23 protein-coding genes and 6 tRNA genes are annotated in these 25,647 nt (G+C 41.1%); 10 read left to right on the forward strand and 19 right to left on the reverse strand.

All coding sequences use genetic code 11. From position 1 onward, the window contains the following. Positions 1–54: 54 nt before the first annotated feature. The 3 genes from EAH57_RS02240 to EAH57_RS02250 all read right to left on the reverse strand — a co-directional run bounded on the left by EAH57_RS02240 (position 55) and on the right by EAH57_RS02250 (position 2,714). On the reverse strand, positions 55–576 hold the full coding sequence (locus tag EAH57_RS02240) for a hypothetical protein (RefSeq protein WP_121928656.1): 522 nt from the start codon (positions 574–576) through the stop codon (positions 55–57). 81 nt (positions 577–657) lie between these two features. Further along, entirely contained in the window at positions 658–1,728 is a 1,071-nt protein-coding gene (locus EAH57_RS02245) for a DUF1176 domain-containing protein (protein WP_121928657.1), read from the reverse strand. An 83-nt stretch (positions 1,729–1,811) separates the two neighbouring features. Further along, positions 1,812–2,714 (reverse strand): LysR family transcriptional regulator, encoded by a 903-nt coding sequence (locus EAH57_RS02250; protein ID WP_121928658.1) that lies wholly within the window; start codon positions 2,712–2,714, stop codon positions 1,812–1,814. 100 nt (positions 2,715–2,814) lie between these two features. On the opposite strand from EAH57_RS02250, the gene EAH57_RS02255 reads away from it, so the two are divergent. Beyond that, entirely contained in the window at positions 2,815–3,387 is a 573-nt protein-coding gene (locus tag EAH57_RS02255; protein WP_121928765.1) for a chromate transporter, read from the forward strand. Further along, positions 3,384–3,899 carry a chromate transporter gene (locus tag EAH57_RS02260; protein ID WP_121928659.1) on the forward strand — a complete coding sequence of 172 codons (516 nt, stop codon included), beginning with the start codon at positions 3,384–3,386 and terminating at the stop codon, positions 3,897–3,899. The genes EAH57_RS02255 and EAH57_RS02260 overlap by 4 nt, the downstream gene beginning before the upstream one ends. Positions 3,900–3,956: 57 nt before the next feature. Here EAH57_RS02260 and sbmA read toward each other — a convergent pair whose 3' ends face one another. From sbmA to EAH57_RS02285, 5 genes are all read right to left on the reverse strand, one after another. Continuing rightward, entirely contained in the window at positions 3,957–5,153 is a 1,197-nt protein-coding gene (gene sbmA, locus EAH57_RS02265) for a peptide antibiotic transporter SbmA (RefSeq protein WP_121928660.1), read from the reverse strand. A gap of 186 nt (positions 5,154–5,339) precedes the next feature. Continuing rightward, positions 5,340–6,314 carry a patatin-like phospholipase family protein gene (locus EAH57_RS02270; RefSeq protein ID WP_213071134.1) on the reverse strand — a complete coding sequence of 325 codons (975 nt, stop codon included), beginning with the start codon at positions 6,312–6,314 and terminating at the stop codon, positions 5,340–5,342. Between the two features lie 141 nt (positions 6,315–6,455). Then, a complete protein-coding gene (locus EAH57_RS02275) occupies positions 6,456–7,931 on the reverse strand; it encodes an alanine/glycine:cation symporter family protein (protein WP_121928661.1) in 1,476 nt (491 codons plus the stop codon). A gap of 96 nt (positions 7,932–8,027) precedes the next feature. After that, a complete protein-coding gene (gene gltS / locus EAH57_RS02280; protein WP_121928662.1) occupies positions 8,028–9,263 on the reverse strand; it encodes a sodium/glutamate symporter in 1,236 nt (411 codons plus the stop codon). A 181-nt stretch (positions 9,264–9,444) separates the two neighbouring features. Then, positions 9,445–10,788 carry a DcaP family trimeric outer membrane transporter gene (locus EAH57_RS02285; protein WP_121928663.1) on the reverse strand — a complete coding sequence of 448 codons (1,344 nt, stop codon included), beginning with the start codon at positions 10,786–10,788 and terminating at the stop codon, positions 9,445–9,447. Positions 10,789–11,212: 424 nt separating this feature from the next. On the opposite strand from EAH57_RS02285, the gene EAH57_RS02290 reads away from it, so the two are divergent. Then, the gene (locus tag EAH57_RS02290) at positions 11,213–11,920 is read left to right on the forward strand and encodes a nitroreductase (RefSeq protein ID WP_121928664.1); all 708 of its coding nucleotides are present in this window, start codon (positions 11,213–11,215) and stop codon (positions 11,918–11,920) included. 21 nt (positions 11,921–11,941) lie between these two features. Here EAH57_RS02290 and EAH57_RS02295 read toward each other — a convergent pair whose 3' ends face one another. Further along, positions 11,942–13,156, reverse strand: a complete 1,215-nt coding sequence (locus EAH57_RS02295) for a multidrug effflux MFS transporter (RefSeq protein ID WP_121928665.1) — start codon at positions 13,154–13,156, stop codon at positions 11,942–11,944. 108 nt (positions 13,157–13,264) lie between these two features. On the opposite strand from EAH57_RS02295, the gene yccS reads away from it, so the two are divergent. From yccS to EAH57_RS02315, 4 genes are all read left to right on the forward strand, one after another. After that, entirely contained in the window at positions 13,265–15,439 is a 2,175-nt protein-coding gene (yccS, locus tag EAH57_RS02300) for a YccS family putative transporter (protein ID WP_121928767.1), read from the forward strand. Positions 15,440–15,564: 125 nt separating this feature from the next. After that, positions 15,565–16,149 (forward strand): YcxB family protein, encoded by a 585-nt coding sequence (locus EAH57_RS02305; RefSeq protein WP_004669402.1) that lies wholly within the window; start codon positions 15,565–15,567, stop codon positions 16,147–16,149. Positions 16,150–16,305: 156 nt separating this feature from the next. Beyond that, positions 16,306–18,843, forward strand: a complete 2,538-nt coding sequence (locus tag EAH57_RS02310) for a PepSY domain-containing protein (RefSeq protein WP_121928666.1) — start codon at positions 16,306–16,308, stop codon at positions 18,841–18,843. 123 nt (positions 18,844–18,966) lie between these two features. After that, the gene (locus EAH57_RS02315; protein WP_121928667.1) at positions 18,967–19,752 is read left to right on the forward strand and encodes a YdcF family protein; all 786 of its coding nucleotides are present in this window, start codon (positions 18,967–18,969) and stop codon (positions 19,750–19,752) included. A 61-nt stretch (positions 19,753–19,813) separates the two neighbouring features. Here EAH57_RS02315 and EAH57_RS02320 read toward each other — a convergent pair whose 3' ends face one another. The 9 genes from EAH57_RS02320 to EAH57_RS02360 all read right to left on the reverse strand — a co-directional run bounded on the left by EAH57_RS02320 (position 19,814) and on the right by EAH57_RS02360 (position 22,640). After that, on the reverse strand, positions 19,814–20,284 hold the full coding sequence (locus EAH57_RS02320) for a DUF2750 domain-containing protein (protein WP_121928668.1): 471 nt from the start codon (positions 20,282–20,284) through the stop codon (positions 19,814–19,816). 90 nt (positions 20,285–20,374) lie between these two features. Then, a tRNA-Val gene (locus EAH57_RS02325) sits at positions 20,375–20,450 on the reverse strand. Between the two features lie 139 nt (positions 20,451–20,589). Continuing rightward, positions 20,590–20,666: transfer RNA gene (locus tag EAH57_RS02330), tRNA-Asp, on the reverse strand. Positions 20,667–20,704: 38 nt separating this feature from the next. Continuing rightward, positions 20,705–20,780: transfer RNA gene (locus tag EAH57_RS02335), tRNA-Val, on the reverse strand. Between the two features lie 98 nt (positions 20,781–20,878). Then, positions 20,879–20,955: transfer RNA gene (locus EAH57_RS02340), tRNA-Asp, on the reverse strand. Between the two features lie 44 nt (positions 20,956–20,999). Next, positions 21,000–21,076 (reverse strand) — tRNA-Asp (locus tag EAH57_RS02345). Between the two features lie 24 nt (positions 21,077–21,100). Then, a tRNA-Val gene (locus EAH57_RS02350) sits at positions 21,101–21,176 on the reverse strand. Between the two features lie 164 nt (positions 21,177–21,340). Beyond that, positions 21,341–21,850: a cell wall-recycling L,D-carboxypeptidase ElsL gene (elsL, locus tag EAH57_RS02355; RefSeq protein WP_121928669.1), complete on the reverse strand. Its 510-nt coding sequence runs from the start codon at positions 21,848–21,850 to the stop codon at positions 21,341–21,343. A 424-nt stretch (positions 21,851–22,274) separates the two neighbouring features. Continuing rightward, a complete protein-coding gene (locus EAH57_RS02360; RefSeq protein ID WP_121928670.1) occupies positions 22,275–22,640 on the reverse strand; it encodes a YbaN family protein in 366 nt (121 codons plus the stop codon). Between the two features lie 101 nt (positions 22,641–22,741). Here EAH57_RS02360 and EAH57_RS02365 point away from each other — a divergent pair, with 101 nt between their 5' ends. From EAH57_RS02365 to dapE, 3 genes are all read left to right on the forward strand, one after another. Beyond that, positions 22,742–23,602 carry a DUF1853 family protein gene (locus tag EAH57_RS02365; RefSeq protein ID WP_121928671.1) on the forward strand — a complete coding sequence of 287 codons (861 nt, stop codon included), beginning with the start codon at positions 22,742–22,744 and terminating at the stop codon, positions 23,600–23,602. A gap of 122 nt (positions 23,603–23,724) precedes the next feature. Next, positions 23,725–23,865, forward strand: a complete 141-nt coding sequence (locus tag EAH57_RS02370; RefSeq protein ID WP_004669417.1) for an entericidin A/B family lipoprotein — start codon at positions 23,725–23,727, stop codon at positions 23,863–23,865. Positions 23,866–23,988: 123 nt separating this feature from the next. Continuing rightward, positions 23,989–25,125 carry a succinyl-diaminopimelate desuccinylase gene (gene dapE, locus EAH57_RS02375; RefSeq protein ID WP_121928672.1) on the forward strand — a complete coding sequence of 379 codons (1,137 nt, stop codon included), beginning with the start codon at positions 23,989–23,991 and terminating at the stop codon, positions 25,123–25,125. Positions 25,126–25,187: 62 nt separating this feature from the next. Here dapE and EAH57_RS02380 read toward each other — a convergent pair whose 3' ends face one another. Beyond that, entirely contained in the window at positions 25,188–25,643 is a 456-nt protein-coding gene (locus EAH57_RS02380; RefSeq protein WP_121928673.1) for a hypothetical protein, read from the reverse strand. Between the last annotated feature and the right edge of the window lie 4 nt (positions 25,644–25,647).

The raw sequence follows: 25,647 nt of genomic DNA on the forward strand, positions 1-25,647 counted from the left end.
ATTCTATAGAATAATTACTTTCAGGAAGTTTTAAAAATCTCTCACAAGTACTTATCACTCCCCTCTTAACACACCCAACTTATTCCATATATCAGGTGTTAAAAAAGTCGTGACTAATTTATTTAAATCAATATAACGCAACGTTCCTTGCAACTGCTGTCTGACCGCTGGGTCTTTGACAATATCCTCACCCGCACTCTGACCTAACTGCTGAAAAGCCTCCCCAACCGCTTGAATGCCCTCTGCCTGAATCACTGCTTTGGTCTGAGTTGAACACTGCTCCACAATTACACGCTGTAAAACTTGTGCCAACTTTTGATCAAGCTGAGTTTTTTGCTCAGGCGTGACATTACTAAACGTTTTTAAATCAGGATGTGCCGCTAAAGCACTATAGGTCCATTGCAATACCGTGGTTTTATCGGCTGCCGTGGTCGCTTTAACTAAACAATCACTGAGTTGATCAACTGTAGGTCCTGCCATTGCCACTTGAGTTGTGCCTAACACAGCCGCAGCCATCAATACAGAACGACTCAAATGAGAAAATTTACGACGGGGAGAAATATAAACACGAGACATAAGCACAGTTCCAAATTGCAATCTGTCTCTTTGTACCATAGAGCCAATACAATCATCTGTGAGACTGTGTAACTACAGGTATCATTTCACAGCCGCTTCGATCAAATCTAATTCCCACACACCACCAGCAGCTAAACCTTTACACATTCCCGTCCACATATCTCTACTTTGGACAAACTTTTGACCATCCCAAACCCACTCCGAACTTGACCAACAATCCCCAACACCTCGACCTTTTTGCGCACTACCAATCACGCCAGCACCAAAATCAGAAGCATGTTCCGTCACAAAAGTGGCTTTACCCTTTAATGACTCATCCATCACCCACGCACCATAACCTTCGTTATAAGCAGCACGCCAGCATAAGCTCATTGCCAATACTTTATGATTACTTAACTTATAAAGTTGGATCGGCTGAGATTGCGCACCATCACGAGCATAATCATAAGTCCCTTCACAGAAACCCTCCTCTTTTGGAGTCGGTTGTGCTGCCATTAAACGCTGATAAATAGATGGGTACTGCTTGTTACTCGGTTGCAAGGTCAAATAAGGCTCAGTTGCGGTATTGACCCGCTTGATCACTCGTTTAGGCTGAGCCTTTAAGACCTTAGATTCATCGCCCTTGCCTTTTTTCACCAGTGCGCCTACTGTTCCGACACGCTTCTGAAAATCATCCATTTTCAATAAAGTCGCCGTCATACCAGCGTCCGAGATTTGCCATTGGAAAAACGCATTTTTAAATACAATTTCTGATTTTTGTTGCGCCTGTTGCAATAAAGCCGTGACTTGCGATACAGAGAGTTTTCCCATTAAGGGAGATTCATTGCCATCCACCTTAACCTGTCCTAAGTCTTTTCCATTGAGATAGAATCGAATATTTTTCAGTTTATTGGCTGGAATGCTTTGTTCATCATATAGCGTTAAAGCAAACTTGGCTGTCACCGCTTGCTTCGCACCTGCTTGGCGTGTCAAAAGTAATGAAGCTGGATTATCCCCTCCAGCATCCGCTTGATAGCCAGCCGCACGACAAGTACCTGTATTGCTGCAATACATTTCCCAGTTTTGATGGAAAAAAGCAATTCCTTTTATCTCTTGAGCAACAGCAACGGAGCTCATCGCAACTAAACAACAACCTGACAGCAAATTTTTCATGGCTTTTCTCTATTTGGTTTATTTATTATTCATCTCAACAGCAGTTTAACGCTTTTTCTAATTACAATCTAAGCAGAAGATGCCTAAGCACTTAACCTACTCGTATTTAATAACCTCAGAAAATGATTAACTCGCACGCTCTTTTCTTTCGTTCGGTAAATTGCATAAATGGGTGCAATACATGGTTGATCCGCTTCTAAGGGACGATAGACAATCTGCTTATTCCAAAACTCTTGAATAGAGGCTGGTACGATCGAGAGTCCAATCCCTGCCGCAATCAAATTAAGACTTGAGGTTAAACGTGGCGCCTCTTGGACAATATTTGGACTAAATCCTGCCTGATAGCAATTTGCCAAAATATTATCAAATAAGTCTTGTCCGCCTAGACGGCGATATAACACGAACTCATACGCTTCTAAATCAGGTAAATGAATTGCTCCTTGCTGCTCGACCAAAGGATGGTTGCTCGGCAAAGCCACCATTAAAGGTTCATCTAAGACATACAAACTGTGCAAATCCGCATGTATCGGTGCTGGTTTTCGCAGGAAGGCAATATCTAATTTTTCATTGATCACAGCATCCACCAAAGCACTACTACTATCCTCTTCTAAGTGAATGGCAACAGCAGAAAATTGCTCTCGATATTGACGCAATAAAGCAGGTAAAAAAGGGTGTAAACCAATAGAGTGGGTAAATCCAATATTAATCTGACCTTCCTTTCCTTGCGCAATATTACGCACTCTTCGAGGAATGGACTCCGCATGATCCAAAATCGTCAGCGCCTCTTGGTATAAGGCCTTGCCTGCCTCTGTCACTTCTACACCACGCGGCAATCGTTTTAACAGCACGGTATCTAAATCTTTCTCTAGACTTTTAATCAGACGCGTCAGTGGCGGTTGTTGTATATGCAAGCGAACGGCTGCCTTGGAAATATTGCTTTCCTCAACAACTGCAATAAAGGCTTTGAGTTTATGGATGTCGATCATACATACCTTAAAAGTATAGATAATGAAAAATAAAGCATTTGTAAATATACCACTATTCCACCATCCTATTACCAGTAAAGTCAATCAGGAAACCGTCCCAATGAAAGCTCAAGCCCTTTCAATCGCGAATGAATCATCATCTACAACGCCAGATAGCAAGGCGCTGTTTATGGGATTTATGAAGTTGGGATTGATCGGCTTTGGTGGGGTTCTGCCATTGGCATATCGCGTCATCGTAGAAGAACAAAAATGGTTAGATGAGGCTAAATTCACAGATCTGCTGGGGATTTGTCAGGTACTACCCGGTGGCAATATTATCAATATGGCCGTGGCGATCGGCATGGAATTTCAAGGTATTAAAGGAGCAGTCAGTTCTGTACTTGGCTTGATCTCTGCCCCAACCATCATTGTGTTACTGATCTATCAGACCTACGTGCATTTTCAACATTTGTCGAGCGTTAAACATCTGATCCAAGGTTTAGCTGCCGCCGCTGCAGGCTTACTTTTTGCAACAGGCATAAAAATGTTGAAACCTATTTTTAAAAAACGTTTAACCATTGTCACGATTTTGCTGACCTTTATCTTTATGTTGTGGTTCAAGCTGCCGTTGCTGCTGATCTTGGTTATTTTACTGGCGATAAATATGTTGATATTGGGAGTGAAAAAATCATGATATTGCTCACGCTTGCGATCGTATTCACACAACTATCGCTGGTTGCTTTTGGTGGAGGGAATGCGATCTTGCCTGAAATGCAGCATCAAGTTGTCACGGTACATCAATGGATGACAGCCGAACAGTTTAGTTCATTGTTTGCGATGGCACAGGCGGCTCCCGGACCAAATATGATGGTCGTTCCATTAGTCGGGTGGCATATTGCAGGGCCAGCAGGACTTATCGTGACATCCATCGCTAAGTTTGGACCATCATCTATTATTACCATTTATGCACTCAAGTTTTGGCAACGATTCAAACATCACCCTTTACGTGCACGTTTTGAAAAAGCACTTAAACCCATCACAGTCGGCTTGGTTTTGGTCAGTGCGTGGCTAATCGCCGATGCTTCTGCTCAAAATATACTGCTGGTTTTGATTGTAATTTTGACCGCAATACTGGGCTTATTTAAGAAAATACATCCATTATGGGTTATGACTTTTGGGGCTGGGTTAGGCATCTGTTTTTTATAAGTATAAGCGCATAAAAAAACCTGCATGATTTATCAATGCAGGTTTTTCTAGAATTATCTATTTATCTAAAATCGACTCAAAGGCTTTAAGACGTTTATGAATCGACAACAGCTCGATGATGGTTTTCCATGACGTAATTAAATATTGAAAAGAATCACGCACTCGATTAAACACACCCAAAATTTGTTGTAATAAACCTAATGTTAATTTTCCTGCTGCAATGGCGGGAAATAGCACCACGAAATTGTATAAAATATCAAGCTGTCCATACCAAGTTGCAGTCATATTAAAATAAGCATAGTGGAAATATAGTCGGAAGTAGTTTTTTCGAACCTGACCAAACAGCTCTTTTAAAGTTAAAGGTTCGGCCCGATCTGCATGATCTTCACCATAAACCAATTCTTTACGATAAGCCGCTTCAACTTTTTGATTGTTAAATTGTAGACCCGGCAATTTAATCCCAACAACCACCAATAATACAGTTCCAAATATGGACCAACTGACCGCCGCCCAAACTAAGGAATGTTCAATTTCCCCAATAATAGGAATGACAGGCACATGTTTCGACAGTTGGAATAATAGCGGTAAAAATGCAATAAGTGTCATGATCGCTTTGACAAATTCCACACCTAAATCTTCAACAATCGAAGCAAAACGCATGGTGTCTTCTTGAACACGTTGCGAAGCACCTTCAACATTTCGTAGTTTTTCCCAATGCTCTACATAGTATTCATTCATCGCCGTACGCCAACGGAAGACGTAATGACTGGTAAAGAAAATATTTAAGATCGCCAAGGTTACATAAACCATCGCGATATATAGAAATACAAGTGTCTCTCGATATAACTCAGTAACATCGCCACCGCCATTGGTGAGCATTTTCTGAATGAGATCCCAAAAAGGAACATACCAAGCATTTATGGCAACACTGACTTGCACACCAAACCAGATATTAAACAAAATAAAAGCTGAGCCCCAGATCGACCAACGCTGCCATTTATTATCCGAAAAGAATCGCCAAAACCCAGCAAACAGAGCTGTCGCAATCACAAACCAAATATAAAACCAAAGTGATGATGCTTGCCAAAAACGACTAACACCAACGGGTAATGTAGCCTCTGCGTACCCTTGAGGAAAACCTAAATATTCACCCCAAGTATTCCCACCTAAAAACCAAGCCAAGGTATTCATGGTGATCCAAATGATCACTGAGATAAAAAATAGGCGTGGGTTTGGAAAAAAAGATTTAAACATCGTACTGAACGATCCTTGTGGTACTGCAATAGACGGATGGTTGTATGCTATAACCTCAAACTTAAATTAGTCTGATGGATTGCTAATGTAGTTATTTACCTGTTTTTTCAAAATTTTCATAGCATTTTGTAAGACATTTTTAATTTGTTTATATAAAAGCAATCCTTTGCTAAAAAACAATCAAAGTTATGGCGCTAAGTCATTCAACTTTAAAGTGAGGTTTTGCTGAGTTTTAGAACCAGGACGCATCTTGGTTTGAATCGCTAGCTGAATATCTGAGAGCTTTTCTTTGGCCGCATCCGCGCCTGCCTGCATGGTCATTTCACGACCTTTGACATCAAAGATATGCATCTTTTCACGGAGATCAGGCTGGATTACGATATCCGCATATTTTAGTTCTTCTTCCGCCAAACGTCCTTGCATAATATTAATGTTTTGATTGAATAAACCCCAAACATTGGTGGTTTCGGTATGAACAGGTTGCGCCAAAATATCAACGGCAATCACCACATCGGCACCCAAATCACGTGCAACCTGTACAGGCACTGGACTGACTAGTCCCCCATCGACGTATTCACTTTGACCAATTTTGATCGGGACAAACATACTTGGAATCGAAGCTGACGCTCGTACTGCTTGACCTGTATTGCCATAATTAAAGACCGTCTTACCGCCTTCTTTTAATTCTGTTGCAACCACATACATTGGAATCTTAAGTTTTTGAAGCGGGGTATTATGCACTTGCTCATTGACATAATCTTCGACCTTTTTCCCATCAAAAAAACCCTTTAGGCTGACACTGACATCGCGTACATCATTGGCTTTCAACTTTAAAGCAATATCACGCAATTCAGCTGCACTTTTTCCACTGGCATAGATTGAACCAACAATACTCCCAGCACTTGTGCCCACGATAAAATCGGGACGAATACCCTGCTGTTCTAGAACTTCAATCACACCAATATGCGCATAGCCACGTGCGCCACCACTCCCCAGCACCAGTGCAATAACGGGCCGTTTTTGCTTTTTGATCTGAGCGAAGGGTTGACTGACCACATGCGCCTGAGCATCTTCAACAATTGGAGATAGATGTTTGGTGGTTTGACAGCCCATTAAAACCATGACTGAAAGTCCAAGTATCCATAACACAAGCTGTTTCATACGCGACATTTGCCATATTTATTTAATTTCTGCTCGGATTCTAACGACTGCATTTAAAAAAAGATGTAGCATTTTTTTGTATTTTTTCAGCAAAACTTTATAAAAAAGCCCCTCGTAAGGGGGCCATTTGTGCTTAGAAAATTACCAAATATCTGAATCAACTTTTTTCTTCAACTCAGGATAATTATCAATCTTAAACTCAGGCTCTTTAACACCTTTTTTAAGTTGAGCAGTATAATCTTTCAATAAGATCAATAAGATTGGCGTTAATAATAGAATCGCAATTAAGTTAATGGTAGCCATCAAGCCCATCGACAAATCTGCCATTGACCAAACTAACGGTACACTGGTGATTGCGCCAAAATAGACCATCATTAAGACCATGACACGGAAAATAAACATCAGTTTTGCATTATTATTAATAAATCTGACGTTACTTTCTGCATAAGCATAGTTACCAATGATTGATGAGAAGGCAAACAAGAAAAGTAAAACTGCAAGGAAACCACCACCCCAATTACCGATCTGACTTTCTAGGGCTTTTTGAGTTAAGGTCACGCCTTCAAAACCAGCTTCATGATACAAGCCTGAAACCATAATAATAATCGCTGTACATGAGCAGACCACAAAGGTATCAACAAATACACCGAGCATTTGCACCAAGCCTTGGTTTACAGGGTGTTTCACATCAGATGCAGCTGCTGCATTTGGTGCAGACCCCATACCTGCTTCGTTTGAGAACAAACCTCGTTTAATTCCCAACATCATCGCCATAGAGATCATGGCACCAAAGAAACCACCTGCCGCTGCTTCAAACTCGAATGCTTTGGTGAAAATCAATTTAAAAATTTCAGGTAGCATTGGGAAATTAATCATTGCGATGTACAAAGCAACCCCGATGTATAAAAGTGCCATGAAAGGCACAATCTTTTCTGCAACCTTCGCAATACGCTTAATACCACCAAAAATCACCAGCGCAGTCATGATAACCAGCACGATCCCGAGCCAAGAAACCTCTAAATCAAGACCACCTAAACCCAAGATAACATTGGCTTTATCCCATCCCCAAGCGTGGGAAGTCGCACCAATAATTGCATTTGCTTGAACAGCATTAAAGACAAAGCCATAAGCGAGAATAAGTGAAAGCGCAAACACCACCCCGAGCCATTTTTGCTTTAAACCCTGAGTAATATAGTAAGCGGGGCCACCACGGAATTGCTTGTTTTGATGATCTCTGACTTTGAACAGCTGGGCCAAAGATGACTCAACAAATGCTGAACTCATCCCCAAGAAGGCAGTCAACCACATCCAAAAAACGGCACCTGGCCCACCAATCGCAATCGCAATCGCAACACCCGCAATATTACCCACACCAACACGACTGGCGAGTCCAGTTACAAAAGCCTGAAAAGGGGTAATTCCATGATCATCTATGCACTCTTTACGGCTTCCTTTCATCACGCGGATACTTTGCAAGAATAACCGTAACTGAACTGCCCCTGTAATCAGGGTGTAAAACAGTCCAACAGCAACTAGTAAAATAACCAAGAAATTCCAAAGTGGATCATTCAAGAATTGTACCCACGACATCAGCGTGGCATTTAATTTTTCATTCATCACTTATTCGCTTTTGCAGATGCTATGTATCAATGGACATAGCCGATTAACAATGGATAAATCAAAAAAGCCCCACAAGGGGCTTTTTAATTCGACTTAGGCAAAGAATTTCAAGATAACTTGAATCACTGTTGCGTTAATTAAATCAACAAAGAACGCACCACACAAAGGAACAATTAAGAATGCTTTATGTGACGGTCCATACATATTGGTAATGGCCTGCATGTTTGCAACAGCAGTTGGTGTTGCCCCCATACCGAAGCCACAATGACCCGCTGCCAATACCGCAGCATCATAGCTTTTACCCATGACGCGGAAGGTGATAAATGCAGCATACAATGCCATAACCAATGTTTGCGCGGTTAAAATGATAACCAATGGACCAGCCAAATCTGCCAATTGCCACAGTTTCAGTGATAACAGTGCCATTGCTAAATATAACGAAAGCGATGCATTACCAAATACATCGATTGCACGATCAAAGATATCGACCTTCAACACACTTTCTAAGATATTACGTAAGATCACACCGCCGCCAAGCGCCCATACGAACGTTGGCAACTCAAACCATGTGCCTTTGCTATACCCTGTCATAAATTCTGCAAATGCAAGACAAGCCGCAAACATACCCAACGTCGTAATCGCGTTGTCTGCAGTAATCAAACGAACTTGATGTGGATTTTCAAATGGCGCTAAGTCATCAGGGTGCGGATCTGGATGGGTATCACGATCTTGGATTTGAGCTGGTGTTTTAGCACGTGCCAAACTATGACGGTTGATCAATAGCTTGGCTAACGGACCACCGATGACCCCACCGATAATCAAACCGAAAGTCGCACTTGCCATACCTAAGGTCAATGCGCCTTGAATACCATATTGAGTTTCTAGGATTTCACCCCAAGCACCTGCAGTACCATGCCCGCCTGTCAAGGTCACGGAACCTGCAATTAAGCCAATCAAAGGATCAACACCGAGCAATGAAGCCAAGCTCATACCCACGGCATTTTGAACGACGATATAAGCAGCGATACAGCCTAAGAACAACACCAGTCCAATACCGCCTTCTTTTAACTTCATAAAGTTGGCACTTAAACCAATCGAAGCAAAGAAGATCAACATAAAGCTGGTCTGTAATTGGCTACTAAAAATAATACTGTATCCTAAAAAAGTATGAACCAGTAATGACAATACTGCTGCAACCAAACCACCAGCGACTGGCTCTGGAATATTATAACGTCTTAAAAAATCAATTTTATTAACGAGCAGACGCCCTAATAACAAAACGATAACCGCCGAAATTAAGGTATAAAAACCATTAAAAGTAAATTCCATATCTTCTTCCGTTTATTTCATTCGTTTTTTCGACGTTTTTCCATCTAATAAAACAATGAAATAGTAACTCTCAAAATGAGTGAAAACTCAACCAACTTAATAAAAAACATACAGTTCTTTGTAAGAACCCTACGCCTATCAAATCAACTCATTTTCACGGATGATTACACCGCAGGATAGGTTAGAAGTTATAGCGCGCCATCGCTCCTACACGGCTATCCTTACCTTTTTGTCCATCAAAGGTCTTACGTTCACCATAGATATACTCTAGGCCAAACGTAATTGGTGTTACTGGTGAATACATGACGTTCCACCAACCTTGTTGCAAAGTTTTGTTTTGTGTTGCATCTGTCACAGCCTGTTTAGCAAAGTCATTGCTATCATCTGCAAACATTGCGCCATAAGCTAAAGTACTACGCAGTTTCGGCGTAATTTGATAGCTAGCACCCGCTGTAAATGCATCAAACTCATTGAGATATATATCCAAATTATTTGGATTTACATTAAAGGCATTGTTACTGTACAGCAAAAACTTGCTGTCACCTTTGACATGTGAAAAGTCAATCATTGCCTGTAAAGCATCAGTAAGTTTGTATTTTGCACCAACAGCAACACCCCAACCCAAGTCTGAATCATTGGCACTGATTTGTTTATGATCTTTGTCAAAAGCGGCCTTGCTGCGTACTTCAGTCAATAAAACACGTGCTGAGCTGGTACCTTTACCTTCTGCAAAATCATATTTCAGTTTAGAAGTGAATGCGGGTACTCGATTATCATCATTACCTTTTTCCAAAGCAATGGCATAACTTATATCTGAATCCAATTTACCGCTGTAGCGTACCATCGGGGTACGGAAGGTTCCTATACCCAATGGTGAGTTAAAATCTAACATTTCTGGCTGTACATCAGTTGCCAAAAACGTTGAAGTGGTTTGACCAAATAACCAGTCGTTATAAGTCAAATAAGCATGCCGAATCCGTATCGTATCATTACTACTACCACCACGAAAATCGACTTCTAACTTAGCAGCGACCTCGGCATCTTCAACGGGTGCTTTGAAATCAAGACCCAGTCGAGTCACGGTAGCTGTGCTATAAAAACGATCGCTATTTTTTTCTTGGCCTTCCAAATCAACTTTGTTAATACGGTTGAATATGCCATCGCCACCTTTTACTTGATAGGTAGCATCACCACGTAAGAAACCATAAAGTTGAACTTGAGCTCCGGAAGCGGTGTTGAAGCTTAAGGGAGGTTTCTGGTTCGCCTCTGTTGTTACGGTATTGGCATTATCATTATTTGCTACCACTGTAGCCGACGACATTTCTATAGCTTTGGGGGCATCATTTTGTTGTTTTATTTGGGGCAGGTATTGTTCTAATAAAGCCCTTAACTCAGTTATTTCAGCGCGAAGCTGTTGAATCTGTTCTTGCTCGCTGCTTGCGTGTGCATTGTTCATCATCAAAGCTGCAATGATCATTGCCAAACCTTGCATTGCGAACGGCTTGCGGATGAGAGTTAAACTCATAAGAAGCTCCTTTGTCTGGTGTATATTTCAACATTTTCCATAAGCATAAAATTGGGTAAATTTAATACACTTAACCTGGAAAATCCCCCTCACCTTTATCAGCAAGGAAAGCCTAATCAATTTTTAAAAAGGGCGTATTATGCATAAATTTAGAATATTGTGTGTATTTTTTTATGGGAAGAACAAGAATACTTTGAACATACCTCTCTAAATATTATTTCTATTTCATTGTGTTATAAATAAATTTCTTTTTCACAAAAAGAAATCAAATAGAAAAAAACTGATTCTATTTTCACCAACCCAAACACAGTCGATTATTTTTCAAACAAATCCTGATTGGTGGTTTAAAAATCATCCGCAAAAGGTCATGATTGCTTTATAGTCTCATCATATGAGAAAGATCAAAGAAACATGAGGAAATTTTATGAACATGGATCAAGTCCGCTACGTTGATGACGCCATTACGTCACGTCATTCAGTACGTGCATTTTTGGACACCCCTGTTGATACCCAAACCATTAAAGACATTCTCTCTGTAGCCAGTCGTGCCCCCTCTGGCACAAACACACAACCATGGAAAGTCTATGTGGTCACAGGAAAAAAACGAGCGGAAATGATTGACCGTGTTTGTACGGCGCAAGTTGAGCTTTTTCAAAAACCAGAGCTGGCACAACACTATCAAGAGACTTTTGCTTACTATCCTGAAACATGGATTTCCCCTTTTATTGATCGTCGCCGTGAAAATGGCTGGGGACTGTATGGCTTACTTGGCATTCAAAAAGGTGAAAAAGACCGAATGGCTGCACAACAATTACGGAACTTTCAATTATTTGATGCGCCCGTCGCTTTATACTTTACTGTAAATAAAATCATGGGCATCGGTGCAAAAATGGATATTTCCATGATGATCCAAAATGTCATGATTGCAGCAAAAGCACGTGGATTAGATACATGTCCACAAGCGGCTTGGAACCATTTTCACCCCATCGTTTTAGAAGTGCTTGGCGCACCTGAAGATGAAGATTTGGTCTGTGCCGTCGCATTGGGCTATGCCGACCCAGACCATATCGTGAATACTTTTATTACACCGCGTGAACCCGTAGAAAACTTCACTGTATTCGTAGATGAATAATCCAAAATTTCAACAGTATCTCTAAACGGAGATACTGTTTTGCTGTTTACCAACTTTAAAAATCATCAACAATCCAACACTGGTAAACATCAACATCATCAAGCCCATATTAAGCGATGCTTTCCAAATCAAGAAATTGAGAATCACGCCACCGAGTAAACCAAATGCAAACTGGGTACTGCCCATGATTGCGCTCGCAGTTCCCGCTCGCGCACCTTGCTGAGACATTGCCAGTGCCATCGCATTTGGACCTGTTAAACCAATACCTGATACCACTAAGAACAAGCCAATCATTAAAAACCACAAAGGTGCATTTGCCATCAAGCCTGCACTCACCACAATCAAAGCACCAAAGCATTGAATAGAACCACCTAAACGTAAGCGCGAAAAAATACCCATTCGCGTATTCAAATGCTTATTCAATGACGACATTAACATAATGCCCGCCGCATTCAGTGCAAATGCGTAAGAAAATTGCTGCTGAGACAGTCCATATTGGCCCATAAAAACAGCAGAAGCTGAGCTGATATAACAAAATAATGCAGCGCCTGTTAGACAACCTGCCAACATCGGCACTCTAAAACTTTCATCTTTTAAAATCGCAGCATAGAGCGTGGTGACTTGATAAAACGATAGTTTTAAACGACGCTCCACAGGCAACGATTCTGTAAAGAAAAAGTGTACGCACAACCAACAGATCACACCAATGATGGCTAAGCAGACAAAAATAACCTGCCAAGGAAAGAAAATTAAAATCCAAGCACCAAAGATCGGTGACAAAATCGGTGCCAGCCCCATTACGATCATCATGCTAGAAAAAGCCTGTGCAGAACCTGTGACATCCAAACGATCTCGAATCGCTGCTCTAGCAATCACCACCCCCACGCAACCACCTAAAGCTTGAAAAATACGTGCGGCTATTAAGGTCCATTCATTGGTGACAAAAACGCAAGCTAAACTGGCAATCGCATATAAAGCCAGCCCAAAATATAGCGGTGTCTTACGCCCGATACGATCACTGATCGGTCCATAAAAAAGTTGACCGATGGCAAGCCCCAAGAAATATGCTGGCAAACTGTTGGCCACCATTTGCGTGCTGACCCCGAACTCGTCTGCCATTTGCGGCAATGCAGGTAAATACATGTCGATCGAAAGCGGGCCCAATGCCGTTAAAAGGGCAAGTAACACAATCCATGCTGTGGAATACTGACGCTTTTGAGATTGCTCCGCCTGCATAATGCTGTACTTTTCAAGTTTATTGAGATTGTAAGCTTAGCATCCTCACCTTAATTTGTGCATAATATGAAGAATAAAATCGACGGCACAATACAAAAAGGACAGCTCTTGAATCCTTGGTTCAAACGTTTAAAACAAGCAACCTATAACACCACGTTTATGTATAACGTGCGTATGTTAATCGCTTTTACGGGAACAGCATTTGTTCCTTATTTGATGGGTTACCAACTCGCCACGATTCCATTGACTTTAGGTGTGGTTGCGGCGGGAATTAGTGACATTGATGATCGCTTTTCCGTCCGCATCATGAATCTGATATATACCTATATCGGTTTCTTTATCACCGCTGCCTCGGTTCAATTGTTATTCCCCTATCCAATGGTTTTTGCCATTGGGCTCATTGCCTCATGCATTGGCTGGATTCTGTTGGGTTCGCTCGGTCGTCGTTATGCCACGATTGCTTACGGATGTTTGGTTATTTCCGTATACACCATGTTAGGAGTGCATCTATTTGAGCAATGGTATCTACAGCCCGCTTTATTAGTGGCTGGCGCGGCTTGGTATGGTCTCATTTCAACAATTAGTTTTCTGTTATTTCCCGTTCGACAATTACAAGATCAGCTCTCAGCCTCATATAGCGCATTAGGGAGTTTCTTATATGCCAAATCAAATTTGTTTGATGTCGATATGACACCTTCGAGTTATCAGCAAAGCATGATTGATTTGTCGATGGAAAATAGCAAACTGATTGCGATTTTTAATAATTTACGCGTGGCATTACTGACTCGGCTCAAAGGTGACCGAGGGCAAAAAGATACGCGGCGCAGTCTACAGTATTATTTTGTGGTTCAAGATATTCACGAACGTGCAGACTCCGCCCACATTGACTATCAAAAACTGGCAAAAGTTTTCCAACACAGCGATATCTTGTTCCGCTTCCAACGGATTTTGTCGATCCAAGGTAAGGCTTGTCAGGACTTGGCACAATCTATTTTAAGCCGCACACGTTATGTACATAACAAACGCTTTAAACATAGCTTTGAAAACTTGAGACTATCCTTAGAAAAAATGCGTGAAGATGGCATTTATGATCAGGTACGGATTAATGCCTTATTTGCGCTTTATCAAAATCTTAAATCGATTGATGCACAATTACAAAATCTAGAGACAGAACGAAATCTTCAATTAGACAATACCCAACAACTCGAAAACCAACTCAAAGATGATGACCTTAAAGGGATAAATGACATGGTCGTGCGTGTAAAACAGCATCTAAGTCCTGAATCTGTTTTGTTCCGGCATGCTGTACGCTTATCGATTGTGCTCTTTATTGGTTATCTATTTATTCAACTCACCAACATTGAATATGGTTATTGGATTCTGATGACCGCCCTATTTGTCTGCCAACCCAACTTTAATGCCACTAAACGACGGTTATATTTGCGGATTGTGGGAACATTGGTGGGGATTATTGTTGGTCTAGCAATCATCTATTTTATTCCTTCAATCGAAGGTCAGTTGGTCATGCTCATACTCAGCGGGATCTTATTTTTCGAGCTGCGAAGTAAACAGTATGCCCAAGCTACCGCATTCATTACGATTCTGGCGTTAATCAACTTTAACTTAGATGGCTCTGCATTTGCCGCAGGACTACCACGCTTGATTGATACCATTATTGGTTGTGCCTTAGCATGGTTTGGGGTCAGCTTCATTTGGCCAGATTGGAAGTTTCGTAGATTACCCCGCTCAATTCAACGTTCTTTACAAGCACAATGTAAATATTTAGCCGAAGTGGTTCAACAATATCATCAAGGTCGCAATAACGCATTGAACTATCGTGTGGTTCGACGTACTGCACACAATACCGATGCAGAAGTCGCCTCATTGATTTCTACGCTCGCCACAGAACCAAATATTGATAGCACACACAAAAATCAAGCATTTGAGTTTTTATGCCTGAGCCATACCTTTTTGAGCTATATCGCCGCGTTGGGCGCACACCGCGAACAAATTCAGGATCAAGAGATTTTAACGCTGCTTGATCAAGCTCTTGATGATATTCAAGGTGCGCTACTCAGAGATGAAGTGCCTGATTTATCAGCACAAAATATGCTGCAAAACATCCGACAACGCTTAAGTCGTGATGAAGAGAATGATCCAAAATCATTAATTATTTTGCAACAACTCTCGCTCATGTTCAGTATATTGACGCGTTTAAGCATGCTTAAACAAAGTCTACGGCACGAGCCTAATGAAGACGGCACTGAGTTTGCTTCACTGTAACAAAGTGTGGGGTAATACTAATCGCCTATTACGTCCATATATCTTTGATTGAGAGCGTTTATGTCGTGCCAACACGCTCTAATTAATGCTAAACTTAATCCAGTTCTAGACTCAATTTTTAAACTATGACCGCCAAAAATTTATACGCTTATACGCTACAACCTGTTCCTTACGAAGTTTCTGAAGTTGAACAACGTCAAGCTCAACTTATGATTTGGCGCAGTACCAACAAGTTCAGCCGCAAAGCATGGATCATCATGATCGCACTTGTGGTACTTTCTTTAGTTTCTGCAGGACTCATCAAATATTATTCTACATACTCAACAGTAATTTGTTGGGTTGTGATTATCGGGGTTGCGCTTTTCTACATCATTAAAAGATTCGGTCTTGAATGGTACGTAAAACGTAAAATGAAAGAGTTCCCTGTCCAAGATATTAAAGGAATCCGTTTAGGTGTACAGCCTCACGGTATCGTGATGCGTCAAAAAGTAGGCCTGCAAGAAGGTACTGCTACGATTGGTTGGAAAGATATTTACGAGTGGTATAACTCACCAGACTTTATCCTTGTAAATTTCAAAGTGAAAACACCAAAAGGTGAACAACAACAAGGTGCTTATATCCTGCCAAAACGTATGGACTCTAAGAACTTCGCATTCAAGACAATCCGTAAACACTTGAATGAAACTGTTGGTGCGGCAAAACCTATTTAATATGAATATCGATGTAACCAACCTCTCTTTATGAGAGGTTTTTTACGTCCGCAACAATACAAATGAGAATAAAAATCAATATTATTCTTATCAAAACAAATGTCTTCCGCTATAATTCGCCGATATTTGCTCTCCCATCTGCATCAAGTCAAAACTATGTTTAAAAAAGTTTTCTTTCAAATCCATTGGTTTTTAGGGATTACCGCAGGCTTAATTCTCTCACTGATGGGAGTTACAGGTGCGATCTACTCTTATGATCAACAAATCCTGAAATGGATCAACCACGATAGCTATGTGGTAGAAGTTGCGGCTACACCTAAATTAACGCCTGCTCAGCTCTATTTATATTTCAATCAACAGCAACCTGAGATTGAAATTAATAGCATTACCATTGCTTCAGACCCATCTGCATCTTCAACCGTCAATATAAAAAAAGAAGGCGCACGTCGTGGCTATAACATGATGGTGAATCCCTATACAGCAGAAGTACTACCTGAAGTAAAGGGCCGTGAGTTTTTTCAGTTTATCCAGCGATTACATCGTAATTTAACGGCTGGCGAATATGGGGCACAAATCACGGGTGCATCAACACTGATGCTCATTTTCTTTGTATTGAGCGGTATTTATCTACGCTTTCCAAAGAAACATACCTTCAAGCAATGGTTCTTGATCAAACCCAAGTTGAAAGGTCGTAATTTTATTTGGGACTTACATGCCGTCGTGGGTACATGGGTGATTGTGTTTTACCTCTTGTTTGCATGTACTGGTTTGTACTGGTCTTATGACTGGTGGCGTGCTGGGATGTTCAAAGTGATGGGCGTCGAACAACCGCAACGTAATCAACACAACGATGAAAAAAGCAAAAATAAAGGACTAGATTTATCCAACCAACAAGTCGGCATGATTCTGGCCCAAACTTGGACTGGAGTGAACGCCAACATCGGACGCGAATACTCGAGTTTGACGCTAAATATACCGAAACAGGATGATCAAAAAGTCGAGTTAACATTTGTTGATGTGATTGCACAACATGAACGCGCACGTAACCAAGCGGTATACAACTACCAAGAGAACAAATTCGAAAAGTTTGAATTATACGAAGATAAGAAGCTCAATGAAAAGATCATGAGCAGTATGCTGCCTGTACATCGTGGCAGTTTCTTTGGTTCAACCTATCAATTCATTGCACTGCTTGCTTCACTTGCAATGCCATTATTCTTTGTGACCGGATGGATGCTATATCTTAAACGTCGTAAACAAAAGAGATTAACACTCGCAGCTCGCCAATCTCTGATCGGCCAACAGATTGATCCAAATGCAATACCTTGGCTGATCACCTATGCCTCACAAACGGGCGTGGCTGAACAACTGGCTTGGCGCACTGCAACTAGCTTACAAGAAGCACGACAACCAACAACTGTTAAACCCATTCAGCAACTGACAGAACAAGATCTGCAACAAGCTCAACAGGTTTTATTTGTTGTGAGTACCTACGGTACGGGTGACGCACCAGATTTAGCGTCAGGCTTTAACAAGAAGCTGATGCAACAACTCTTTGATCTCAATCATATGCAGTATGCAGTTCTCGCACTTGGCTCTAAAGAATATGCGGACAGCTATTGCAGCTTTGGTCACGCAGTAGATACTTGGTTAAAACAATGCAAAGCACAACCATTGTTTGAATTGATCGAAGTGGATAATGCAAATCCCCATGATATTCAACGCTGGAATCAAGCTTTATCGGTTGTGGCCAAGCATGAACTACATGCAATGAATATCGAAAAAACCTTTGATCGATGGACCCTAAACCATCGCCAAGCCCTCAACCCAAATAGCTTAGGACAAACTGCTTACAATATAGAGCTCACTGCAACACATGATATGACTTGGCATGCAGGTGATATTGCAGAGATTCAACCCGCAAATAGCTTAGATGAGATTCAAGCATTTCTAGTCAAACATCAAATTCCAGCACAAGCAGTCATAAAATCACGTAATCAAAATATCGAGCACGCACTTTGGGATAAAAACTTGCGGGTTGAAATTCAGCCTTTTAGTGATCTCGAACAATTGTTAGAACAATTACCCACCCTACCGACTCGTGAATACTCAATTGCCAGTATTCCATCGCAACAAGTATTAAGACTTGTGGTGCGTCAGCAGTTAGATGAACAGGGTCAGTTAGGTCTAGGCTCGGGTTGGTTAACGACATTTGCACAGCTTAAACAAGATATTGCTTTGCGCATCCGTACCAACGAATCGTTCCATCTCATTGATGACAACCGCCCGATTATTTGTATCGGCAACGGTACGGGTATCGCAGGTTTAATGAGCTTATTACAGCAGCGCAATCGTCAAGATTATTCAGCGAATTGGCTTATTTTTGGCGAACGTCAGCGCGACCATGATTTCTTTTACCAAGAAACCATTCAAGCCTGGAAAAACATGGGCACACTACAACGCCTTGACCTCGCCTTTTCTAGAGATCAAGAACAAAGGATCTATGTACAAGATATCTTGCGCGACAATGCTGACGAGTTAATCAACTGGATCAAGCAAGGGGCCGTGATTTACGTCTGCGGTAGCATTAATGGTATGGCAGCAGGTGTAGATCAAGCCCTCATCGACATATTGGGTGAAGCTCAAGTGGATGAATTACGTCAAACTGGACGTTATCGTCGGGATGTTTACTAATCCCATGTAAGACACCCAGAAACGAGTGAGAAATCACTCGTTTTTTTACAATGATTAAAAAAGTTTGCCTTTCAATTCATTTTACATACACTGAGCAGATTCAAATCGACTTCGATTCAAATTATGCAACTCAGTTTATGGCTCCGTATTTTTTTTGCCGTTATTGGTCTTGTACTCTTTTTAGATGGTGCAATACTGATCGCGCTTAAAAAAATTCATATTGGAACAGTGCTTCCACTGTTACTTGGTCTTTTTTTCTGTTTCTATTCAATCTTCTATTACCATATTGAACGCTTCTTTTTTTATCATTTCCGCTTACATTCAATCTGGCGATTCGGCTGGTTATGTTTTTGGGTCTGGTTAATCAGCTTAGGCTATTTTTTCCATTATCTTGCAAACAACACTACGAGCATACAAGATACATCGCCTGTCGCCGCAATCATTGTTTTAGGTAGTGGTGTTGAGAATGGACAACCGTCTGCCACACTCGCCAAACGCTTAGATCGTGCAGCGCCAGTTGCTTTAGCTCAACCCAATGCGAAATTAATTGTTTCTGGTGGAGTGGATTTTGGTGAAACTGAAAGTGAAGCCGTGGTCATGTCACGTTATTTGCAACAGACCTATCAAATTCCCGCCACACAAATTATATTGGAAGATCAGAGCACCAGTACTGAACTGAATCTTAAAAATAGCCAACCGCTGTTAAAAGCACAGGGTATTATGATCCAACAGCCAATTATTATTGTCACAAGTGATTTCCATACACTACGTGCAGCAGCAATTGCGAAAAAACAAGGCTACACAAATTTTACGATGGTCGGCTCAACAACACCATTAGCCACGCGATATAACGCATGGTTAAGAGAATATTTTGCTTATGTCAGTGGTTGGCTACTCAATGAGTATTAATTAAAGTTAACTCAGTCAATATCACATAAGACAGGGTCTATGAAATGTCACTAGACCCTACTTATTGATGGATTCGAATATCACGCGGTAATGGCAACTTTAGCTCTTCAAAAATATCAGGACGTTGCAAATAGATTTGATATAAAAAGTTCTTGATATCTAATAATAATGTATCTGGCGTCACCAACAGATTATTTCCCTCAGGGGTTAAATCTAAAGATAAAATCGTATTATTTTCTTTTAGAAATGGAATCATCTTTTCAATAAAATCTTTTAACGACACTTCTTGAATATTATATTGCGCCCAATTGTCTTTAATTAATAATTTTGCTAGACCTTTATTCTGCCAAACCGACAGCGCATGCTGGCCTGAAGGTGTAGAACACAAAGCCCAACCATCGTGATATAGCGCAACCACTTCACGTTGCAAAATAATATTTTGAATAAATTGGCGATAAGCGTCTTTGGATGAAGAGTTAGATGTTGTTGTTTGAGATTTCGACGCGGCCTTACGTTGATAAGGATTTCTCATAAATTGCTTCAATATTAGAATCATTATTGAGGCTAATCATAAAATAATTTGATATTGATTACAATGATTTGAGTATCTAGAAAGGAGATATGGTGGGCGCTGACGGGATCGAACCGCCGACATTCTGCTTGTAAGGCAGACGCTCTACCAACTGAGCTAAGCGCCCTGAACGAGGATAAACAAAGCGAAGCTTTGTCCGAGTGTAAGAGAAAAATCTTTGATTTTTCTAGTTAACTCTCGTTTCAGAGATCAAGTATAAAGATACTTGTCAAAACAGTCATTTTCTCAAAACGATATCAAGAGAATGGCGCAGCGGACGGGGCTCGAACCCGCGACCCTCGGCGTGACAGGCCGATATTCTAACCAACTGAACTACCGCTGCATCGGTATACTTCTTTACGAAGTAAGTATCACAAACTATGGTGGGCGCTGACGGGATCGAACCGCCGACATTCTGCTTGTAAGGCAGACGCTCTACCAACTGAGCTAAGCGCCCTGAGGAATAAAATTGATTGAAAATCAATTTTATGACGCAAGACAAACAAAGTGCGTAGTCTTGTATCCAAAGGTGTTCCCAATCTCACAAAATTAAAGTGGCGCAGCGGACGGGACTCGAACCCGCGACCCTCGGCGTGACAGGCCGATATTCTAACCAACTGAACTACCGCTGCACTATAATTTCGCAATTATGGGTAAAACGATGTTAAAACTTAAGTGGCGCAGCGGACGGGGCTCGAACCCGCGACCCTCGGCGTGACAGGCCGATATTCTAACCAACTGAACTACCGCTGCACTTGAAGTTTTAACGTAAAGGCTTGGTGGGCGCTGACGGGATCGAACCGCCGACATTCTGCTTGTAAGGCAGACGCTCTACCAACTGAGCTAAGCGCCCTTAACGTCTTTAATCGTTTGTGAGGTGCATTATAGAGAATCTTTACAGAGTGTCAAACGCTTTTGACACACTTTTCCGAAAAAACCGTGTGAGTGATTAAAAAATAAGTAATTCTTTGATAAATGCGGTATTTTCGTATTTTATTTAAACACTTATTCACATTTTCAGTATGAATCTTTCAAAGCCTGTTCTGAAATATAAACCAAAGCTTGTTCTGAAATTAGTTCAAAAAGCTCGATAATTTCATCATTCTTCATTCGGATACAACCATGCGACATCGGAATGCCCATCGGTTCTGTCTCAGGTGTGCCATGAATATAAATATAACGCTTAAACGTATCGCAACCCTCCCCCTGATTAAATCCAGCTTCTAAACCATCCAGCCATAAGATTCGCGATAAAATCCAATCTCGTTGTGGGAATTGTTGTGCAAGTTGTTGATCATAGACTTCACCTGTCGGCTGTCTACCAATAAATACCGTATTTCTTTCTGCATCAGCACCAATCTTTTGCGCGACTTGATGCCACCCTCTTGGCGTTTTGCCACTATTTTCTTGTTCACCGATACCATTCTTGCCTGAAGAAATGACATAAAACTTGTTATGTTTTGGCAGTCGTAAAGTTTGTTGTGCCAAATCAATTAAAATATCAGCCTGTTCAAGTGTATAGGGCATTTTTTATCTCGAGCAATGATAGAACAATTGTATTTCAACATAAAAAAGCTGAGATTTCTGTAGTTTTGATTTGTATTAGAAGTGGCTTATCAATTTTTCGAGGGCTTACCATGATCTATTCATCGAGTTACTTTATTACTTTAATTGCTCTTCTTACGAAGCTTTAAACGCTTCTCAGGGTAAAGCGTTGCTTTTATTAACTCGTCACTCGAGCGTATGAGGAACAATGTTCCGTAAGGTCTTGCGCTCGGGCAAAGCCTTAAAGCGGTGCTTTAAGTTTGCTTAACTCGCCACTCGAGTGTATGAGGAACAATGTTCCGCAAGGTCTTGCGCATGAGGAATATATTCCGCAAGAACTTCGCTTTTATTAACTCACCACTCGAGCGTAGCTCTCGTCTTGCGCTCGGGCAAAGCGTTGCTTTGCTTATCCTCGCTCAGGTTCAGGGCGGAGCCACAGCCAAACAGCGACCGTAAACATGGTGACATTGGTAAAAACTTTGACTAAAAATGGCGCATTGGTAAAGAGCATGATGATACCGCTAATCAACATCATGATACTGGCAAGCCATTTTGCCTTACGCGGAACCGTGCCATTTTCACGCCAGTTACGCAATGTTGGGCCATATTTAGGATGATTGAGTAACCATGCATCCATTTGCGGCCATCCTTTCGATGCTGCCCACGCCGCGATAATCAAAAATACCGTCGTTGGCATACCCGGTAGAATCGCACCAATTATCCCTAAGGTAATAAAAATGATGACTAAACTACGCCAAAACAATATTTTCATTTCGTATTTAACCAACGCGTCAAAACAACCGTGCTAGTATAAAGTGTTTTCATTGTCGTTTCTTAAACTTAGCGTATTATTTCCATGATTGAGTTTGCTTCATGCTTAAAATAATGACCCGCCCCGCTTTATTTGAACCGTGGTTACAGTTTAAGCATCCTATTGTACGACAGTTGGCTTTTTCCATTGCCAGTCCCAATATTTTGGCTCAAATCCCAAATGAACTAAACCTGAAAAATGAGTTCACCATTCACGATGACCAGACTTGGCAGACGTTGTACCAGCAATATGAACCACGCTTGAAACAACTTGATCAACAACCACAACCTCTACTTGATTTTCTCGCACGCCTTAAAAGCACTCGTTTAGGCTTACGTTTTGAAAATTTATTGTGGTTTTGGCTGTTGGATGATTCTTACCACCCTTATCAATTGCTTGGACATAGTATCCAAAAAATTTCAGGGGCAATCACTTTAGGCGAAATCGATTTTCTTGTGCTCAATCAACAAACGCAGGAAGTTGAACATTGGGAAGTTGCTCTCAAATATTATCTTGGTGAGAGCGAATTAAGTTTGTCACAATGGTTCGGACTGAATCGAGAAGATACCTTACATCGAAAATTAAAGCATTTTACCGAGCGTCAATTTCAGTTTTCAGAAGCGAATAATATTCAAATCCAGCGTAAATTTGCAGTGATGAAAGGGCAGCTTTTTTTGCCTAGCTCACAAGATGAATTAACACTCCCAACATGGGTGAATGCTTCTCGTCGTTTAGGACAATGGGGAACTCATATTCCCGAATTGGCTTATTACCGTTTACTGCGCCAAGAATGGCTTTGCCCAAACCAACTTGCATCTTCATCAGCAGCGGATTGGTGGACCGATGGCCTGTACTACAATACTACAGCCGAACCCTCCTTTTATATGTTTCGCCAGCCTTCTTTGTTATTTAAGCGATACTGATTTCATTAAATTTCAGTAAGTAACACTTTATAACACTTCTACCGTCAAACAATTATGTTCATTTTCATCTTATTTCTTTAGCCTCTTACATACACCATAATTAAATTGAGTCGGAGACAAGCATGAAAAAAATCTTAGTTGCGTCTATCATGGCCACTTTTGTTTTAACTGGCTGTAATACCTTCAAAGGTTTCGGTAAAGATGTATCTAAAGCTGGAGAAAAAGTAACGCAGTCTGCTGAAAAAACCCAAGATAAAATGTAATTTGTAAAAAATAGACCATAAAACCTTATCTTTGAAAAGATAAGGTTTTTTTTAACATACCTTTCTTGGCAATATTCCCCTATTATATCGGTTCAAATTTCACCAGATTTATCTACATCTCGCATGAACCATTCCGATACGCTTGAACTTAGTTTACAACTCCTCCGCCAACCGTCTGTTACCCCTGTTGACCATGATTGCCAAAATATCATGGCTGAGCGATTGGCAAAGATTGGTTTTAATATCGAAAACTTACGTTTTGAAGATGTCGATAACTTGTGGGCTCGTCGTGGCACGGAAAGTCCCGTTTTTTGTTTTGCAGGACATACAGATGTTGTTCCTACTGGACAATTAGATGCATGGAATTCAGATCCATTTTTACCATCGATCCGCGACGGTAAGTTATATGGTCGTGGTACTGCGGATATGAAAACAGCTTTAGCCGCAATGGTAGTTGCCTCTGAACGTTTTGTTGCAAAACATCCTAATCATAAAGGTTCTATTGCCTTTTTGATTACCTCTGATGAAGAAGGTCCATCGATTAACGGTACAGTTAAAGTTGTGGAAACCCTAGAAGCACGTCAAGAGAAAATGACATGGTGTTTGGTTGGCGAACCTTCGAGTACCCATCAACTGGGTGATATTGTAAAAAATGGACGTCGTGGTTCATTAAATGCTGTTTTAACCGTTCATGGGAAGCAAGGGCATGTTGCCTACCCTCATCTTGCAGAAAACCCAATTCACTCCTCATCTAAAGCGCTCAATGAGTTATGCGAAACAGTTTGGGACAATGGCAATGAATACTTCCCTGCGACTTCTTTTCAAATTTCAAATATCCAAGCAGGTACAGGCGCGACCAATGTCATCCCTGGTTCATTGAAAGTGACATTTAACTTCCGTTATTCCACAGAAGTTACTGCTGAAATCCTTCAACAACGTGTTCTCGACATATTGGATAAGCATCAACTAAATTACAGCATTGATTGGACCTTTTCAGGCTTACCATTCCTAACCCCAGTCGGGGAATTGGTCAATGCCGCAAAAGTCGCCATTAAAAATGTAACGGGTGTAGAAACCAAACTTTCAACCAGTGGCGGAACATCTGACGGACGCTTTATTGCCCCGACTGGCGCTCAAGTATTAGAGCTCGGTGTGTTAAATGCGACGATTCATCAAATTAATGAGCATGTAAACGTTGCGGATCTTGAGCCTTTGGCAGAGATCTACGAACAGATTCTAGAACAACTGCTAGCAAAGTGATAACGACATAGACAAAAAAGGAGGAACTCAATCATCGACTGAGTTCCTCCTTTTTTTGTTCTTTATAAACCCAATTGGGTCTGTATATTCTGCAAATTGGGAACATAAAATGTATTGCCCCCAATTTTCACATACTTAAAAACATTGGCATCATCAATTTCACCTTCATCATCAACGATCTCTGAGATACGTAAACGAATCGATGAAGGCATTTCATTACAGATCAAGGCAAAGCGTTCTGAAACATCATCCCCCTCAACCACCAATGCAACGCCCTGTTTCTGAGTTGGATCATTTACCGCATAAATCGGTAGTTTTAGATCATGCCATTCAATATGATCAACCTGCGTCTGTGTATCCATCGCAGATAGCACGATATTTTGCGGTAACAGCATTGGAACTTTTTGATGACATTCGATAATGTATGCGTCAATAAATCCTGTCGAAACCGTAATTAAATGCTGCAACTCTTGCTGATCAATTTGACCTAATACAGAGCTTGCGCCTTTCTTCACCATTATT

It is taken from the genome of Acinetobacter sp. 2JN-4, assembly GCF_003687745.1.
Lineage (GTDB): Bacteria > Pseudomonadota > Gammaproteobacteria > Pseudomonadales > Moraxellaceae > Acinetobacter > Acinetobacter halotolerans.